The sequence below is a fragment of the Tsukamurella pulmonis genome, from assembly GCF_900103175.1.
GTDB lineage: Bacteria > Actinomycetota > Actinomycetes > Mycobacteriales > Mycobacteriaceae > Tsukamurella > Tsukamurella pulmonis.
On the sequence record NZ_FNLF01000002.1, the window covers coordinates 2906620 to 2922703 of the forward strand.

15 protein-coding genes, 1 pseudogene and 1 riboswitch are annotated in these 16084 nt (G+C 72.3%); of the genes and pseudogenes, 6 read left to right on the plus strand and 10 right to left on the minus strand.

Annotated elements, in window-relative coordinates; all coding sequences use genetic code 11:
• The first annotated feature begins 21 nt into the window (after positions 1-21).
• The 5 genes and pseudogenes from BLQ62_RS14260 to BLQ62_RS14280 all read left to right on the plus strand — a co-directional run bounded on the left by BLQ62_RS14260 (position 22) and on the right by BLQ62_RS14280 (position 6714).
• Positions 22-1014 (plus strand): hypothetical protein, encoded by a 993-nt coding sequence (locus BLQ62_RS14260; protein WP_068568614.1) that lies wholly within the window; start codon positions 22-24, stop codon positions 1012-1014.
• 69 nt (positions 1015-1083) lie between these two features.
• Positions 1084-2048 (plus strand): annotated as a pseudogene (locus tag BLQ62_RS14265) (ankyrin repeat domain-containing protein); the annotation flags it as partial.
• A 40-nt stretch (positions 2049-2088) separates the two neighbouring features.
• Entirely contained in the window at positions 2089-3543 is a 1455-nt protein-coding gene (locus tag BLQ62_RS14270; RefSeq protein ID WP_068568617.1) for a peptide MFS transporter, read from the plus strand.
• A 109-nt stretch (positions 3544-3652) separates the two neighbouring features.
• A complete protein-coding gene (locus BLQ62_RS14275) occupies positions 3653-5230 on the plus strand; it encodes a GMC family oxidoreductase (protein ID WP_068568619.1) in 1578 nt (525 codons plus the stop codon).
• Positions 5227-6714, plus strand: a complete 1488-nt coding sequence (locus BLQ62_RS14280) for an aldehyde dehydrogenase family protein (RefSeq protein ID WP_068568620.1) — start codon at positions 5227-5229, stop codon at positions 6712-6714. The genes BLQ62_RS14275 and BLQ62_RS14280 overlap by 4 nt, the downstream gene beginning before the upstream one ends.
• Before the next feature lie 3 nt (positions 6715-6717).
• Here BLQ62_RS14280 and BLQ62_RS14285 read toward each other — a convergent pair whose 3' ends face one another.
• The 7 genes from BLQ62_RS14285 to rpe all read right to left on the minus strand — a co-directional run bounded on the left by BLQ62_RS14285 (position 6718) and on the right by rpe (position 11957).
• Positions 6718-7170, minus strand: coding sequence for a PH domain-containing protein (locus tag BLQ62_RS14285; RefSeq protein WP_068533985.1), 453 nt, complete (start codon positions 7168-7170; stop codon positions 6718-6720).
• A 53-nt stretch (positions 7171-7223) separates the two neighbouring features.
• Entirely contained in the window at positions 7224-7670 is a 447-nt protein-coding gene (locus BLQ62_RS14290) for a 6,7-dimethyl-8-ribityllumazine synthase (RefSeq protein WP_068533987.1), read from the minus strand.
• Positions 7667-8146 (minus strand): 6,7-dimethyl-8-ribityllumazine synthase, encoded by a 480-nt coding sequence (ribH, locus tag BLQ62_RS14295; RefSeq protein ID WP_068568621.1) that lies wholly within the window; start codon positions 8144-8146, stop codon positions 7667-7669. Before ribH ends, BLQ62_RS14290 begins: the two co-directional genes overlap by 4 nt.
• On the minus strand, positions 8143-9390 hold the full coding sequence (locus BLQ62_RS14300) for a bifunctional 3,4-dihydroxy-2-butanone-4-phosphate synthase/GTP cyclohydrolase II (protein ID WP_068533991.1): 1248 nt from the start codon (positions 9388-9390) through the stop codon (positions 8143-8145). The genes ribH and BLQ62_RS14300 overlap by 4 nt, the downstream gene beginning before the upstream one ends.
• 2 nt (positions 9391-9392) lie before the next feature.
• Positions 9393-10025 (minus strand): riboflavin synthase, encoded by a 633-nt coding sequence (locus BLQ62_RS14305; RefSeq protein ID WP_068533993.1) that lies wholly within the window; start codon positions 10023-10025, stop codon positions 9393-9395.
• A gap of 55 nt (positions 10026-10080) precedes the next feature.
• A riboswitch (FMN riboswitch) is annotated at positions 10081-10239 on the minus strand.
• Between the two features lie 45 nt (positions 10240-10284).
• Positions 10285-11277, minus strand: coding sequence for a bifunctional diaminohydroxyphosphoribosylaminopyrimidine deaminase/5-amino-6-(5-phosphoribosylamino)uracil reductase RibD (gene ribD / locus BLQ62_RS14310; RefSeq protein ID WP_068568622.1), 993 nt, complete (start codon positions 11275-11277; stop codon positions 10285-10287).
• A gap of 2 nt (positions 11278-11279) precedes the next feature.
• Entirely contained in the window at positions 11280-11957 is a 678-nt protein-coding gene (gene rpe, locus BLQ62_RS14315; protein WP_068568920.1) for a ribulose-phosphate 3-epimerase, read from the minus strand.
• Positions 11958-12107: 150 nt separating this feature from the next.
• Here rpe and BLQ62_RS14320 point away from each other — a divergent pair, with 150 nt between their 5' ends.
• Positions 12108-13049, plus strand: coding sequence for an LGFP repeat-containing protein (locus tag BLQ62_RS14320; RefSeq protein WP_068533997.1), 942 nt, complete (start codon positions 12108-12110; stop codon positions 13047-13049).
• A 63-nt stretch (positions 13050-13112) separates the two neighbouring features.
• On the opposite strand, the gene BLQ62_RS14325 is transcribed toward BLQ62_RS14320, so the two are convergent.
• The 3 genes from BLQ62_RS14325 to def are packed head-to-tail and all read right to left on the minus strand — an operon-like array spanning position 13113 to position 15942.
• Positions 13113-14471, minus strand: coding sequence for an RsmB/NOP family class I SAM-dependent RNA methyltransferase (locus tag BLQ62_RS14325; RefSeq protein WP_068568624.1), 1359 nt, complete (start codon positions 14469-14471; stop codon positions 13113-13115).
• Positions 14468-15403 (minus strand): methionyl-tRNA formyltransferase, encoded by a 936-nt coding sequence (locus BLQ62_RS14330; protein ID WP_068568626.1) that lies wholly within the window; start codon positions 15401-15403, stop codon positions 14468-14470. The genes BLQ62_RS14325 and BLQ62_RS14330 overlap by 4 nt, the downstream gene beginning before the upstream one ends.
• Positions 15403-15942, minus strand: a complete 540-nt coding sequence (def, locus tag BLQ62_RS14335) for a peptide deformylase (RefSeq protein ID WP_068534003.1) — start codon at positions 15940-15942, stop codon at positions 15403-15405. Before def ends, BLQ62_RS14330 begins: the two co-directional genes overlap by 1 nt.
• Positions 15943-16084: the final 142 nt, after the last annotated feature.

Sequence of the window (16084 nt, forward strand, 5' to 3'; positions counted from 1 at the left end):
GGGAGCAGGAGGGGGTTCGAGATGGCGGATACGGTTCCTCAGGAGATCGCGGAGCGCGTGAGCACCGCGGCGGACGCGGTCCCGGTCGGGCGGGAACAGGCGCAGGTCGCCGCCCGGGATGCAGCGGCCTATCTGCACGGCCTGCGGCCGCACGCCATCGACGACGCCTTCCGCCGCTACACGTCGAGCAACAACCCCGCGTACCTGGCCTCGATCCCCCAGCGCCGCGCGCCGTCGACCACCCCCAAGTGGGTGTGGGTCCTGGCGGTGGTCGCGGTGTTCGCGATGGGGTACTCCGCGGTCTGGTCGGTCGCGGTACTCCTGTTCGTCGCCTCCGTCGTGGGGGTCCGGGTGTGGCAGAACAACCGGTACAAACAGCAGCTCGCGGCCCGCGAGCAGGCCCGTCAGGCGTCGAACCCGTGGCCGTTCCTGGCGGAACGCACGCCGGCGTGGAACCCCTCCGCGGAACCCGGCGGCACCCGGGTGGAGACCCGGCTGCTCGGCCTGGCGGTCCTGCTCACCGAGGAGATCCGCCGCTCCCCCGCGTGGAACAACCCGATCCTCGATCAGCACCGAGTCCGCATCAACCTCGACGCCACGCTGCACGACGTCAGCCACCGCGCGTACCGGGTGTGGCGCATGCGGACCGACACCCCGCGTCCCTCGGGCGAATCCCCCGTCTCGCAGGCGCTCGCCGACCAGCTCGACGAGTACACCCACGCCGCCCGGATGGCGGAGAACGCGCTCCGCGACCACGTGGCCGCGCTCGCCGAGTACCTCGGTGAGCTCCGCCCCGTCGAGCGACTGCTGCGCGACCTGGAGCTGCTCGACCGCACCAGCACCGGTGCGCACCGCGAGCTGCTGGATCAGCTCTACCGCGACGCCGTCGGTAACGAGGCCGACGCCCGCCGCCTGCAGCACCACGCCGACGAGCTGCGCGATCTGCAGGCCAGCCTCGACACCCAGTTCCACTTCCTGCGCGAACAGGTGGCCCGCACCAATCTGCTGCGCTGACCACGCCGGACGACGAAAGGCACCATGTCCCACCCCGCACGCAGCGGCTCCCCCGCCGCGGCGAACGCCGACCTCACCGTCGATCCGGGTGCGGTCGACGAGGCCGTCCTCGCGCCCGGGGACCTCTTCTGCTCCCTGGCCTGCCTGCGCTACGGCACGACGGACGCGCCGCCGCGGTGGCGCGCCGCCGCCGACCTGCACGCGGGAGATCCCGGCATCGTCGACCGGAGCATCTGGGCGTGGCCGCCGCGGCCGACCCCGAAGCGCTCGCGGCGCACCTCGCCGCCGATCCGCGCCTGGTCACCGCCTCCAGCGGGCCGTTCGGCTGGCACCCGCTCACCTACCTGACCTACTCGCGGGTCCCGCTCGATTCCGCACAGCACCGGGCGCCGGAGGCCGCGGCGCTGCTCCTCGACGCCGGCGCCGACCCGAACACCGGATTCCTGCACTCCGGGCTGCCGACCCCGTTCACCGCCCTGACGGGCGTCTTCGGCGAGGGCGAGCAGGGTGCGGGCCGGCAGCCACGGCACCCGCGCTGCGACGAGCTCGCCACACTGCTGCTCGACCGCGGGGCGCACCCCGTCGACCAGCAGACCCTCTACAACCGGATGTTCCGGCCCGACGACGCGCACCTGCGGCTGCTCTTCGCGCACGGGCTCGCCGACGCCGGACCGAGTCCGTGGGAGGCCCGGGAGGGCGCGGAGACCGAGGACCGCACGCAGGTGTGGCGCCGCCAGGTCGAGTGGGCGGCGCAGCACGGCTTCGCCGACCGCCTCGCGCTGCTCGCCGCGCACGGCATCGACGTCGCGGGCGTCACCGTCGCAGCGCCGTCCTTCCCCGACGATCCGAACGCCCGCGACGAGGACGGCGCGACGCCGCTGCACCACGCGGCGTGGGACGGCGACGTCGACCGGATCCGTGCGCTGCTCGACGCGGGCGCGGACCGCACGCTCGTCGACGCGCACCACGGCGCCACGCCCGGCGAGTGGGCCGAGTACGCCTACCAGCCGGACGCGGCGCGACTCCTGCGCTGAGCTCACCCACGGCGCGGTCTCCGCGTGGTTACATCGACGAATGACCACCACCCCCGGTTACAAACCCGACACCCGCTTCTTCGGACACCCGTGGCCGCTGGTGAACCTGTTCGGCGTCGAGATGTGGGAGCGCTTCTCGTTCTACGGGATGCAGGCGATCCTCGCGTACTACCTGTACTACTCGGCCTCCGAGGGCGGGCTCGGCTTCGACAAGTCGACCTCGCTCGGGATCGTCGGCGCGTACGGCGGCTTCGTCTACCTCTCGACCATCGCGGGCGCCTGGGTCTCGGACCGCCTCCTCGGCGCCGAGCGCACGCTGTTCTACTCCGCCTGCCTGGTGATGGCGGGCCACATCGCGCTCGCGCTCGTCCCCGGCGCGACGGGCGTCGCGATCGGCCTGGTGCTCGTGGCCGTCGGTTCCGGCGGGGTGAAGGGCAACGCCACCAAGGTGGTCGGCGATCTGTACCCGAACGGCGACACCCGCCGCGATGCGGGCTTCTCGCTGTTCTACATGGGCGTCAACCTCGGCGCGTTCATCGGCCCCCTGCTCACCGGCTACCTGCAGGAGAGCGCCGGCTTCCACTGGGGCTTCGGCCTCGCGGCGGTGGGCATGGCACTGGGCCTGATCCAGTACGGGCTCACCCGCAAGCTGCTGCCGCGGATCAGCCAGGAGGTGCCGAACCCCGCCTCGCGCAGCGAGATCCAGCGCGTCGCCGCGGGCGCCGTGGTCGCGATCGCCGTCTTCGTCGGCCTCATCCTCCTCGGCGTGATCACGGCGGACAACCTGGTGGACGCGGTCATCATCACCGTCGCCGCCCTCTCCCTGGCCTACTTCGTCTTCCTCCTGCGCAGCAGCCGGGTCGACGGTGCCGAGCGCAACGGCGTGAAGGCCTTCATCCCGCTGTTCCTCTCGCAGGTGGCGTTCTGGGCGCTGTTCCAGCAGATGTTCACCTTCGTCGCGGTCTACGCCGACGAGCGACTCGACCGCACCCTGGGCGGCTGGGAGTTCCCCGCCTCGTGGATCCAGTCCGTCGACCCGGTCTACATCCTGATCTTCGCGCCGGTCTTCGCCGCGCTGTGGACCAAGCTCGGCCCGCGCCAGCCCAGCACCCCGATCAAGTTCGCCATCGGCACCATCGGGATCGGCGTCGCCTTCCTGGCCTTCCTGCTCATGCCCGCCGGCGTGAACACGGCCCCGCTGATCGGGTTGCTCGCGATCATGCTGATCTTCGCCCTCGCCGAGCTGTGCATCTCCCCCGTCGGGCTCAGCGTGTCCACCAAGCTCGCGCCGCGCGCGTTCGCCGCGCAGATGGTGGCGCTGAACTTCCTGTCCATCAGCCTGGGCACCGCGCTCGCCGGCCGCCTGGCGACGTTCTACGACCAGAACGACGAGGCGCCGTACTTCCTGATCCTCGGCGGCACTGCCATCGCGGTCGGGCTCGTGGTGGTGGCCCTGACCCCGACGATCAAGCGCCTGGCCCCCGCGGTCGGCTGACGCGACGGGCTCGGGCCCCGGCACCGTCGAACCTGCCCAAACCCCTCCGCGCCCGCGAGACTTCCGAGTAACTTCGGGGTCGAGCACTTCAACGACGCGAGGAGCGGCATTGGCGGCGGACGAGTACGACTACATCGTGGTGGGAGCCGGCAGCGCGGGCGCCGTCATGGCGGCGCGACTGTCGGAGGATCCGGGCGTGAGCGTCCTGCTCCTCGAGGCGGGCGGCGAGGCCGATGCGGACGAGATCCACATCCCGCTCGCGTTCTCCGCGATGTTCAAGACGAAGTGGGACTGGAACTACACCACCACGCCGCAGAAGCACCTGGCCGACCGGCCGGCGTACTGGCCGCGGATGAAGGCCCTGGGCGGCTGCTCGTCGCTCAACGCGATGATCTACATCCGCGGCAACCACGCCGACTACGACGGCTGGGCCGCGCAGGGCGCGACGGGATGGTCGTTCGACGAGGTCCTTCCGTACTTCCGCAAGGCCGAGGGCAACACCCGCCTGGCCGGCCCGTACCACGGCACCGACGGTCCGCTCAGCGTCGAGGACCGGCGGTTCAACCACCCGCTGACGAACGCCTTCGTCGACGCTGCGGTCGCGTGGGGCCTCAAGCCCACCGACGACTTCAACGGCGCCTCGCAGGACGGCGCAGGGCTCTACCAGGTCACCTGCAAGGGCGGGCGCCGCTGGTCCACCGACAAGGCGTACATCGAGCCGAACCGCGGGCGCCCCAACCTCACGGTCGCGATCCGGTCCACCGCCCAGCGCATCGAGTTCGACGGTGACCGCGCCTCGGGTGTCGTGCTCCGGACCGGGGGCTCCGAGCAGACGGTCCGCGCCCGCCGCGAGGTGATCGTGAGCGGCGGGGCGATCAACTCGCCGCAGCTGCTCATGCTCTCGGGCATCGGCCCGGCCGAGCACCTCGCCGAGCACGGCATCGACGTCCGCTCGGCCCTGCCGGGCGTCGGCGCCAACCTGCACGACCACCCGATGGTCCCCGTCGACTTCGACGTGCACGGCAGCTACGACCTGCTGGAGAAGCAGGACCTGGGCAATCTGCTGCGCTGGAAGCTCACGGGCACCGGCCCGCTCGCGTCCAACGGCGCGGAATCGGGGGCGTTCTTCCGCTCGCGGGACGACCTCGAACACCCCGACCTGCAGATCCACGTCATGCCGGCGGGCGTCTACGACAACCTCCTGCACGAGACGCATCGCCGCGGCATCATGCTCGGGCCCACCCTGGTCGATGTCGCAAGCCGCGGCACGCTGCGGCTGCGCTCCGCCGATCCGAACTTCAAGCCCGCGCTCGAACCGAACTACTACGACGCCGCTCAGGACGTCGAAGCGATGGTCACCGGGGTGCGTGCGGTGATGGAGATCGCGCAGCAGGGGCCGCTCGCCCGCTACCTGGGCAAGCCCTGGCACATCGCGGAGGACCCGTCGGAGGACGAGATCCGCACGCTCATCGCGAACTACACGCAGACGCTCTTCCATCCCGTCGGCACCTGCCGGATGGGTACCGACGACGACGCGGTCGTCGATCCGCAGTTGCGCGTGCGCGGTGTCGAGGGACTGCGCGTCGTCGACGCCTCCGTCATGCCCGCCGTCACGCGCGGCAACACGAACGCCCCCACCATCATGATCGCCGAGAAGGCGGCCGACGAGATCAGGAAGTCAGCATGACCGCAGCGAACACGAAGACCTTCGACTCCCTCGATCCCCGCACGGGCGACGTCGTCGAGACCTACCCGATCCACTCCGCGGATCACGTGCACGCCGTCGTCGCGCGGGCCCGCGAACAGGCCGACTGGTGGCAGGAGATCGGGTTCGAGGGCCGCAAGAAGGCGCTCAACACGTGGAAGGGCGTCATCACCCGCCGGATCAACCAGCTGGCGCAGATCGTCCACGACGAGACGGGCAAGCCCCACGGCGACGCCCTGCTCGAGGCCGCCCTCGGCATCGACCACCTCTCCTACGCCGCCTCGCACGCCAAGAAGGTCCTCGGACCCAAGCGCGTCGGGTCGGGCCTGGTCATGGCGAACCAGTCGGCGACGGTGCGCTACCACCCGCTCGGCGTCGTCGGGGTGATCGGCCCGTGGAACTACCCCGTCTTCACCCCGATGGGCTCGATCGCCTACGCGCTCGCTGCGGGCAACGCCGTCGTCTTCAAGCCCTCGGAGTACACGCCCGGCGTCGGCGTGTGGCTGGCCCGCACTTTCGAGGAGGCCGTCGGCCGCCCCGTGCTGCAGACGGTCACCGGCCTCGGCGAGACCGGCAACGCGCTGTGCACCTCCGGCGTGAACAAGGTGGCCTTCACCGGCTCCACCGACACCGGCAAGAAGGTCATGGCCGCCTGCGCCGAGACGCTCACCCCCGTGGTGATCGAGGCCGGCGGCAAGGACGCCTTCCTCGTGGACCGTGACGCCGACCTCGACGCCGCCGCCGACGCCGCGGCCTGGGGCGCCTTCGCCAACGCGGGGCAGACCTGCGTCGGCGTGGAGCGCGTCTACGTGCACAAGGACGTCTACGACCCGTTCCTGGAGAAGCTGGTCGCCAAGGCCCGCGAGGTCACCGCGAACGATTCGGACGACTCCAAGATCGGCCCGATCACCATGCCGAGCCAGCTGCCGATCATCAAGGCGCACATCGAGGACGCTCTCGCCCGCGGCGGCCGCGCCCTCGTCGGCGGGATCGACGCGGTCGGCGAGCGGTTCGTCCAGCCGACGGTGCTCGTCGACGTGCCGGAGGACTCGATCGCCGTCACGGAGGAGACCTTCGGCCCCACGGTGACCGTCGCCAAGGTGGACACCATGGACGAGGCGGTCGAGCTCGCGAACGCCACCAGGTACGGCCTCGCCGCGACGGTCTTCTCCAAGGCCCGCGGCATGGAGCTGGCGGATAAGATCCGCTCGGGCATGGCGGCGGTGAACGGCATCATCACCTTCGCGGGCGTGCCGAACCTGCCGTTCGGCGGGGTCGGTGAGTCGGGCTTCGGCCGCATCCACGGCCCCGACGGCCTGCGCGAGTTCACCTACGCCAAGGGCATCGCCCGCAAGCGGTTCACGCCGCTGCTCAACCTGACCAGCTTCGCGCGGACCGCGGCGCAGGAGGGTCAGCTCACGCAGCTGATGACCCTGCTGCACGGCCGCGGCGGCACGATCAAGTAGCGCTCAGCGCTGGTACGCGGCGGCGACCTCGCGGACGCGGTGCAGCGACTGCACCGCGAGCTCGCCGTCGCGGGCCTGGATGGCCCAGATCGCGACGAACTCGTCCTGCGGCAGATCCAGGTGGGCGAACTGCGCGCCCTCGGGGAACGAGAAGCCCTCGACGATGTCCCACGGATAGGTGTTCTCGTTGAGAAGGTTGCGCACCGTCACCCCCTCGGGGCCCAGGCGCAGGCGCGGGCGCGTGAACAGCAGCGCGCCGCAGGCCAGGATGATTCCGATGCCCACCATGCCCGCCTGATCGCCGGTCTTGAAGGCGATCCCCGAGTCGCCGCCGGCCTTGAGCAGCCAGGCGACGAAGGCGTGGCCCAGGACCAGCACCACCGCGAAGGACCAGGCGTAGATCTTGATCCTGCGCGGGGTCACTTCGAGCACGGGCTGCGTGGTGGCGTCGGTCATCACGGGGCCATTCTACGTAAACCGGACCGCGGTGCCCCGGGCGCGTGCACGGGCTAGGCGGTCGGGAGGGTCGCGTGCAGCGCCAGCGTGGTGTCGACGGCGCGCGCGGCCTCGGCGCCCTTGCCCACGAAGTGCCGCTCGAAGTAGGCGGTGTGCTCGTCGTGCTCGTGGAAGTGGTGCGGGGTGAGCACCACGGAGAACACGGGGACATCGGTGTCGAGCTGCACCCGCATGAGGCCGTCGATGACCGCGGTCGCGACGAACTCGTGGCGGTAGATGCCGCCGTCGACGACCAGCCCGGCGGCGACGATCGCGGCGTACCGTCCGGTCGCGGCGAGCCGCTTGGCCGTCAGCGGGATCTCGTACGCGCCGGGCACCTCGAAGACGTCCACGTCGGCGCCGTCGTGGCCGAGGCGGGCCCACTCCGCGACGAAGCCGTCGCGGGCCCGGTCGACGATGTTCCGGTGCCAGGTGGCCTGGACGAGGGCGATGCGGCTCATGCGTTCGCCCGCAGCCTGCGCAGGGTCAGCGCGGTGTCGAGCGCGGCGGACGCGGCCTGCTCGCCCTTGTCCTCGGCCGAGCCGGGCAGGCCCGCCCGGTCGAGGGCCTCGGCCTCGGTGTTCGTGGTGAGCACGCCGTTGCCCACGGGCACGCCGGCGTCGAGCGAGACGCGCAGCAGGCCGGCGGTGAGCGCGTCGCAGACGTACTCGAAGTGCGGGGTGCCGCCGCGGATCACGACGCCCAGCGCCACGACGGCGTCGTGGCTCTTGACCAGTTCCTGCGCCACGACGGGCAGCTCGACCGCGCCCGCGACCCGCTCGACGGTCACGTGCCGCACCCCGGCCTGCTCCGCGGTCCGCAGTGCGCCCGCGAGCAGGGCCTCGCACACGGTGTCGTGCCAGCGCGAGGCGACGACGGCCAGCCGCAGGTCGGCGGCGCCGTCGAGGGCGATGTCGGGGATTCCAGCGCCGCTCACGCGGTACCTCCCTGGTCGAAGTGGTCGAGGTCGCGCAGGTCGTGGCCCATGCGGTCGCGCTTGGTGCGCAGGTAGTGGATGTTCTCGGCGTTGGCGCGCAGCGGCATCGGCACCCGCTCGGTGATCTGCAGGCCGTAGCCGTCGAGCCCGACGCGCTTGGCCGGGTTGTTGGTGAGCAGGCGCATCGAGGTGATGCCGAGGTCGACGAGGATCTGCGCGCCGAGGCCGTAGTCGCGGGCGTCGGCGGGGAGGCCGAGCTGGAGGTTCGCGTCGACGGTGTCGGCGCCCCCGTCCTGCAGCTGGTAGGCCTGCAGCTTGTGCATCAGGCCGATGCCGCGGCCCTCGTGCCCGCGCATGTAGAGCACGACGCCGCGCCCCTCCTGCGCCACCATCTCCATCGCGGCGTCCAGCTGGGGACCGCAGTCGCAGCGCAGCGAGCCGAAGACGTCGCCGGTGAGGCACTCGCTGTGCACGCGGACCAGGACGTCGGCACCGTCGTCGGCGGTGACGTCGCCCTTGACCAGCGCGACGTGCTCGACGTCGTCGTGGATCGAGGTGTAGCCGACGGCCTGGAAGTCGCCGTAGCGGGTGGGGATGCGCGCGGACGCGACCTGCACGACGTGCTTCTCGTTCTTGCGGCGCCAGGCGATCATGTCGGCGATGGAGATCATGGCGAGGCCGTGCTCGTCGGCGAAGACCCGCAGCTCCTCGGACTTGGCCATGCCGCCCGGGTCCTTCTCGGAGACGATCTCGCAGATCACGCCGGCGGGGGCGAGCCCGGCCAGGGTGGCGAGGTCGACGGCGGCCTCGGTGTGGCCGGGGCGGCGCAGCACGCCGCCCTCCTTGGCCCGCAGCGGCACGACGTGGCCGGGGCGGGTGAAGTCGTCGACGGTCGAGCTCGGGTCGGCCAGCTTCAGCATGGTCGTGGCGCGGTCGGCGGCCGAGATGCCGGTGCCCACGCCCGCCTTGGCGTCGACGGTGACGGTGTACGCGGTGCCGTGCTTGTCCTGGTTGGTGGCGTACATCGGCGGCAGGCCCAGCTTGTCGCAGGTGGCGCCGTCGAGCGGGACGCAGAGGTAGCCGGAGGTGTAGCGGACCATGAAGGCCACCAGCTCGGGCGTCGCCTTCTCGGCGGCGAAGATGAGGTCGCCCTCGTTCTCCCGGTCCTCGTCGTCGACCACGACGACGGCCTTGCCGGCCGCGATGTCCTCGATCGCACGCTCGATGGAATCGAACCTGGTCATGGCTACTTCTCCTCCTCGCGCCCGGCGAATCCGGTCAGGCGCTCGACGTACTTGGCGACGATGTCCACTTCGAGGTTGACGACGGTGCCGGGCTCGGCCCCGCCGAGGTTGGTGAGCTCGAGGGTGGTGGGGATGAGCGAGACCTCGAACCAGTGCTGCGCGTCGTCGCCGGTCACCCCCTGCCCGAGCGCGGAGACGGTCAGCGAGACCCCGTCGATGGTGATGGAGCCCTTCTCGACGACGTACCGGGCCAGCTGCTCCGGCATTCCCAGCCGCACCACGGTCCAGTGCTCGGACGGGCTCAGGCTCAGGACGTGGCCGGTGCCGTCGACGTGGCCCTGCACGATGTGGCCGCCGAGGCGCGAGTTCACCGCAGCGGCGCGCTCGAGGTTGACGCGGTCGCCGGGGCCGAGCTTGCTCAGCGAGCTGCGGCGGAGCGATTCCTCCATGACGTCGGCGGTGAAGGCCCCGCTCTCGACGGTGACGACCGTGAGGCAGACGCCGTTGACCGCGATCGAATCGCCGTGTTTCGCATCGGAGGTGACGAGATCGCCCTGGACCGTGAATCGGGCCGCATCCGGCAGATCCTCGCGGGCGGTGATCACGCCCAGCTCTTCGACGATGCCGGTGAACATCCGCCGCTCCTGCCACTTCGGCCTCAGGGCGGCACGACAGCACGGGAACGACCCGTGCAGTTCTCTTTCATCCGGACTATGACCGTCGGCTCCGGGATCGCACCGGAATCTGCTGTCCCCCACCTCGCGGTGGGGCGCTCGCGGGCTCGAACACCGGGATCGCCCGGAGTCCATCACCGCCGGTGGGGAATCGCACCCCGCCCTGAGAACTTCCGCTTCCGAAGGTAGCACTCACCGGGCGGCGCCCCAAGTGTTGGGCTCAGGAAGAACGCAACAGTGTGACCAGCACGTCGTCGCCGAGTCGCTCGACGCTCTCCAGCCGGAACCGCGTCGCGTCGGCGAGGGTGCCCACGCCGGGCACCGTGAGCGCGGGCAGCCCGGCCCCGAGGAGGACGGGCGCGATGTAGGCCTGGACGCGGTCGACGAGCCCGGCGGCGACGAAGGCGCCGATCACCGTCGCGCCGCCCTCGACCTGGATGTGGACGGCGTCGCCCGCCGCGGCCAGCGCTGCGTGCGGGTCGCGTCCCCGGACCAAGTGCGCCGCCCCGGGGCCGGTGAGCACCTTCGCGTCGGCGGGGATCTCCCGCTCCCCCAGCACGATCCGAGTCGGCTGGTGCTCGAGCGGCTCGCCGTCGGCGTTGCGGGCGGTGAGGGCGGGATCGTCGGCGAGGACGGTGCCCGTGCCCACGATGATGGCGTCGAGCTGTGCGCGCTCGGAGTGCGCCCGCGCCCGCGCGGCGGGCCCGGTGATCCACTGACTGGTGCCGTCGGGGGCCGCGATCCGGCCGTCGACGGTGGCCGCCAGCTTGACGGTGACCATCGGGCGCCCGTGCCGCTGCCGGAAGAGCCATTCGGTCAGGGGCCAGGGCTCGACGTCGAGGTGCTCGACCTCGACGCCGCCGGCGCGCAGGGTGTGCGCTCCCCCGGCGGCGACGGGGTTGGGGTCGGCGGCGGCGTACGCGACGCGGGCGACGCCGGCCGCGAGGAGGGCCTGCGTGCAGGGGCCGGTGCGGCCCGTGTGGTCGCACGGCTCGAGGGTGACGACGGCGGTGCCGCCGCGCGCGGCCTCGCCCGCCTCGGCGAGGGCGACGACCTCGGCGTGCGGACCCCCCGCGGGGGCGGTGCGACCCCGTCCGGCGACGGTGCCGTCGGCCGCGAGGATCACGGCGCCGACGGGCGGATTGGGAGTGCTGATCCCGCGGGCGGCCACCGATTCCTCGACGGCGAGCGCGAGCGCGGCCTGCAGGTCCACCGTCAGTCGCGCGGCGTCGCGGCGGCCTGGGCGCGGAGCTTGCGCAGCGCCTCGGCGGGGTCAGCGGCGTTGTACACGGCGGAGCCGGCCACGAAGCAGTCGACGCCCGCCGCGGCGGCCTGCTCGATGGTGTCGGCGTTGATGCCGCCGTCGATCTCGACGAGCAGGCGCAGCTCGCCGGAGTCGACGAGGCGGCGGGCGGCGCGGGCCTTGTCGAGCACATCGGCGATGAAGGACTGGCCGCCGAACCCGGGCTCGACGCTCATCACGAGCAGCGTGTCGAAGCTCTTGAGGATCTCGATGTAGGGCTCGAAGGCGGTGCCGGGCTTGATCGCGAGGCCCGCCTTGCCGCCGGCGGCGCGGATGTCCTTGGCGACGGCGACCGGATCGTCGGTGGCCTCGGCGTGGAAGGTCACGTTGTACGCGCCCGCCTCGGCGTACGGCGGTGCCCAGCGACCCGGGTCGTCGATCATCAGGTGGCAGTCCAGCGGGATCGTGGTCGCCTTCAGCAGGCTCTGGACCACCGGAAGTCCCAGCGTGAGGTTCGGCACGAAGTGGTTGTCCATGACGTCGACGTGCACCCAGTCGGCCCCCTCCGGCCCGCCCACGGCATCCACTTCGGCCCCGAGCCGGGCGAAGTCGGCGGAGAGGATGGACGGCGCGATCATCGGCGAAGACATGCGCAGCATTGTAGGTCGCGCCGGCGCCCCGCCCGGCGGCGCTCGCCACGCCGGACCGGCAGCGCATTGAATTCGACTAATCACTTTAGTAACATCAGCATCATTAGTCACACGAGTAACTCTCGTGCCGTCGATTGTTGAGAGGTCGTCATGCGGATCGCACGCACCACCGTGACCACGCTCGTGGCGCTCGCCGCGGCCACCGTCTTCGCCGCGGGCCCCGCCCTGGCCGACCCGGCCGTGCCGGCGGTCCCCGTCGCCCCCGCGGCCCCGGCTGCCGCTCCCGCTGCACCGGCGCCCGCGGCTCCCGCTGCTGCGGCCCCTGCCGCACCGGCCCCCGCAGCGGCTCCCGCGGCGAACACCCCGCTGGTCTCGACGGCCAACGCGGTCCCCGCCTCGGCGCAACCGGCACTCACCGAGCTGGCGAAGATCCCCGGCGTGCAGCAGATCCTGTCCACCGGTCAGCTGCCCACCACGGACGTGGCGACGCTCGTCAAGATGTTCGGCAGCGATCCGAACGCGCAGAAGCTGCTCGGCCAGCTCCTCGCCGGGCAGGCAGGTGCCACCGCGCCCGCCGCCGACACCACGCCGGACGAGCCGCTCAAGTTCGCCGTCACCGGGGCCATCAACGACACCTTCACCAAGGACGGCGGCCAGAAGAAGTACGGCCAGCCCCTCGGTGTCGAGAAGGACATCGCCGGCGGCGCGAAGGCGCAGGAGTTCACCAAGGGCACCATCTACTGGAACCCGAAGGTCAACGGTGGCAAGGCGGCCGGCGTCACCGGCGCGATCCGCGACTTCTACCTCAAGCAGGGCGGCCCCACCGGCAAGCTCGGCTTCCCGCTCATGAGCGAGCTCGCCGTGGGTGGCCCGACCCCGGGCTCCGTCGCCGGTGCCTACAACGACTTCGAGCACGGCTCGATCGTCTGGTCGCCCGAGGCGGGCGCGCACGTCGTCTCCGGCAAGATCAAGGACCAGTGGGTCAAGGGCGGCGGCGCCTTCGGCATGGGCTACCCCAAGGGCGATGCCAAGCCCGGCCCCGGCGGCGTCCTCACCCAGGAGTTCACCAAGGGCGGCGTCCTCAAGGCCTGACGCCCGACGGCACGACGCACCACGGCCCGCCTCCACCGATGGGAGGCGGGCCGTCGCGTCGTCTCACCGCTTGCGCAGCGCCTGGAAGAACATCCCGTCGGTGCCGTGCAGATGCGGCCAGAGCTGCACGTGCGGCCCCTCGCCCAGCGGCAGATCCGTCTCCGGGATCAGGGGGCGGGTATCGATCCGCTCCAGCCCGGCGGACGCGAGCAGGTCGTCGTCGCCGACGACACCGATCGTCTCGGCCACGTGCGGCGAGCAGGTCGCGTAGAGCACCACGCCGCCCGGGCGGGTCAGCTCGGCGGCCGCGACGAGCAGCTCGCGCTGCAGCACCGTCAGGCCCTCGACGTCCGAGGGCTGCTTGCGCCAGCGCGCCTCGGGGCGGCGGCGCAGTGCGCCGATTCCCGAGCAGGGCGCGTCGACCAGCACGCGGTCGTAGCCCGGCTCGAGGCCGCTGTCGCGCCCGTCGGCGACGTGCACGTCGACCGGCAGCCCCTTCACGGCCTTGCGTACCAGCTCGGCGCGGTGCTCGGCGGGCTCGACGGCATCGACCCGGGCACCGTCGATGGACGCCAGCGAGCCGAGCAGCGCGGCCTTGCCGCCGGGACCGGCGCACAGGTCGAGCCAGCGGCCGGCGTCGTCGCCCTCCAGCGGCGCGACCGCCGCGGCGCGGGCCACCAGCTGACTGCCCTCGTCCTGCACGCCGGCGAGGCCGTCGCGCACCGGATCGAGCGCGCCGGGATCGCCGCCGGACAGGTGCACCGCGTAGGGCGAGAGCTCGCCGGGCTCCCCCTCGACCACCAGCGCCAGCTCCTCGGCCGAGATCTCCCCCGGCCGCGCCACGAGGTGCACCGGCGGCCGGGCGTCGTCGGAGGCGAGCAGCGCCTGCAGCTGCCCCATCGACGTGATGCCGTTGGCCCGCAACGACTCCCAGAAGGCCTCGGCGATCCAGCGCGGATGGGCGTACTGCATCGCCAGGTGCCCGAGCAGGTCGTCGGCGGCCGACGGCGCGATCCGGCCGACCCAGGTGTCCTCGTCGTCGCGCGAGACCTTGCGCAGCACGGCGTTGGCGAAGCCCGCCGCGCCGCGGCCCGAGCTCTCCTTCACCGAGTCCACCGTTTCGGAGACGGCGGCGTGCGCGCCGACGCGGGTGCGCAGCAGCTGGTAGACGCCGAGCCGCAGCGCATCGAGCACCGGCCCGTCGATGTCGGAGACGGAACGGCCCGAGGCGTTCTCGATCACCGCGTCGAGCAGGCCCTGCGCGCGGCTGGTGCCGTAGGTCAGCTCGGTCGCGAAGGCCGCGTCGCGCCCGGTGAGACGCTTGTCGCGCAGCAGGCCGGGCAGCACCAGGTTCGCGTACGCGCCCCGCTCACGGACGGCGGCGAGGGTCTGCAGCGCGGCGCTGCGCGCGGGATCGGTCATTGCTCCACTCCGATGATCGTGCCGTCCTCGATACGTGCCCCGCGCGCCCAGTCGGCGGCGGGCATGGGCTTCTTGCCCGGCGGCTGCACGGAGCCCAGCCGCAGTGCCGCGGTGGCGGTGCCCACGAACACGGCGCGCTTGGTCACGTGCAGCTCGCCCGGCGCCAGACCCACGGGCTCGGCCTCGACGGTGACCGGCCCCAGCTTGAGCCGCGCGTCGCCGAGCGGCACCCACGCGCCGGGAGCGTCGGTCATGGCGCGGATGTGCCGGTCGACGGCGACGGCGGGCCGGTCGAACCGGACCCGCGCGCCGTCGACGGTGACCTTCGGCGCGTGCGAGACCCCGTCGGCGGACTGGGGCTGCGCCTGCAGCGCCCCGGCCTCCACCCCGTCGACGGTCCGCGTGAGCAGTTCCGCACCGTGCTCGGCGAGGCGGTCGAGCAGCACCGACGCGGTGTCGTCCGGGCGGATGCGCTCGGTGAGCACGCCGAACACGGGGCCGGTGTCGAGCCCCTCCTCGATCCGGAAGGTCGACGCGCCGGTCACCTCGTCGCCGGCCTCGATCGCGGCCTGGACGGGCGCCGCGCCGCGCCACGCGGGCAGCAGCGAGAAGTGCAGGTTGATCCAGCCGTGGGCGGGCACGTCCAGCAGGTCCGGCGGGATCATCCCACCGTAGGCGACCACCGGGCAGCAGTCCGGCGCCAGGTCCACGATCGCCGCGCGCGCCTCGCGATCGCGCAGGGTCGCCGGGGTGAGCACCGGGATCCCGGCCTCGTCGGCGACCTGCCCGACGGGCGAGCGACGCACGCCCCGGCCGCGACCGGACCGCGCGTCGGGGCGGGTCAGCACGCCCACGATCTCGTGCTCGGAGGCCAGCAGCGCGCGGAGCGCCGGCACGGCGGGCTCGGGAGTCCCCGCGAACAGCAGCCGCATCAGCCGCGTCCGCCGCTCGCGCCCGCGCTCAGCGTGGTCGCGGGATCGGTGAACCAGGGCGAGCTGCGGATCACCCGCATCACGGCCTTGCGCTCCTCGGGCTCGAGGCGGCTCAGGTAGAGCACACCGTCGAGATGGTCGCTCTCGTGCTGGATGCAGCGCGCCAGCACCTCGGTCGCCTCGAGGGTGACGGGCGCACCGGTGAGATCGACGCCCTCGGCCACGACGCGCATGTGCCGGGTGCAGTCGCCGCGGACCTCCGGGATCGACAGGCAGCCCTCGGCGGCCGTCTGCATCTCGTCGCCGACGGCGCGCCACACCGGATTGATCAGGTGCCCCTCGCGCCCACCGCAGCCGTAGACGAAGACCCGCTTGCTCACGCCCACCTGGGGCGCGGCCAGGCCGGCGCCGTTGTGGTGGTGCATCGTGTCGATCATGTCGGCCACCAGCCGGGCCAGATCGGCGTCGAAGACGGTCACCTCGTCCGCGGGGGTCCGCAGCACGGGGTCCGGATAGATCCGAATGGGGAGCACGCTCATTCCCCCATTATCCAGCCCCGACCGGTCGCCCCGGCAGGTGCTCCGATCACAGCGGCGCGCCCGCACTAGGAGTTCGACGCAGGGTTGCCTTAGGATTCCGGACGGAAACGCCACGAACCGCCCCGCCGGGCGAGAGAGGGTC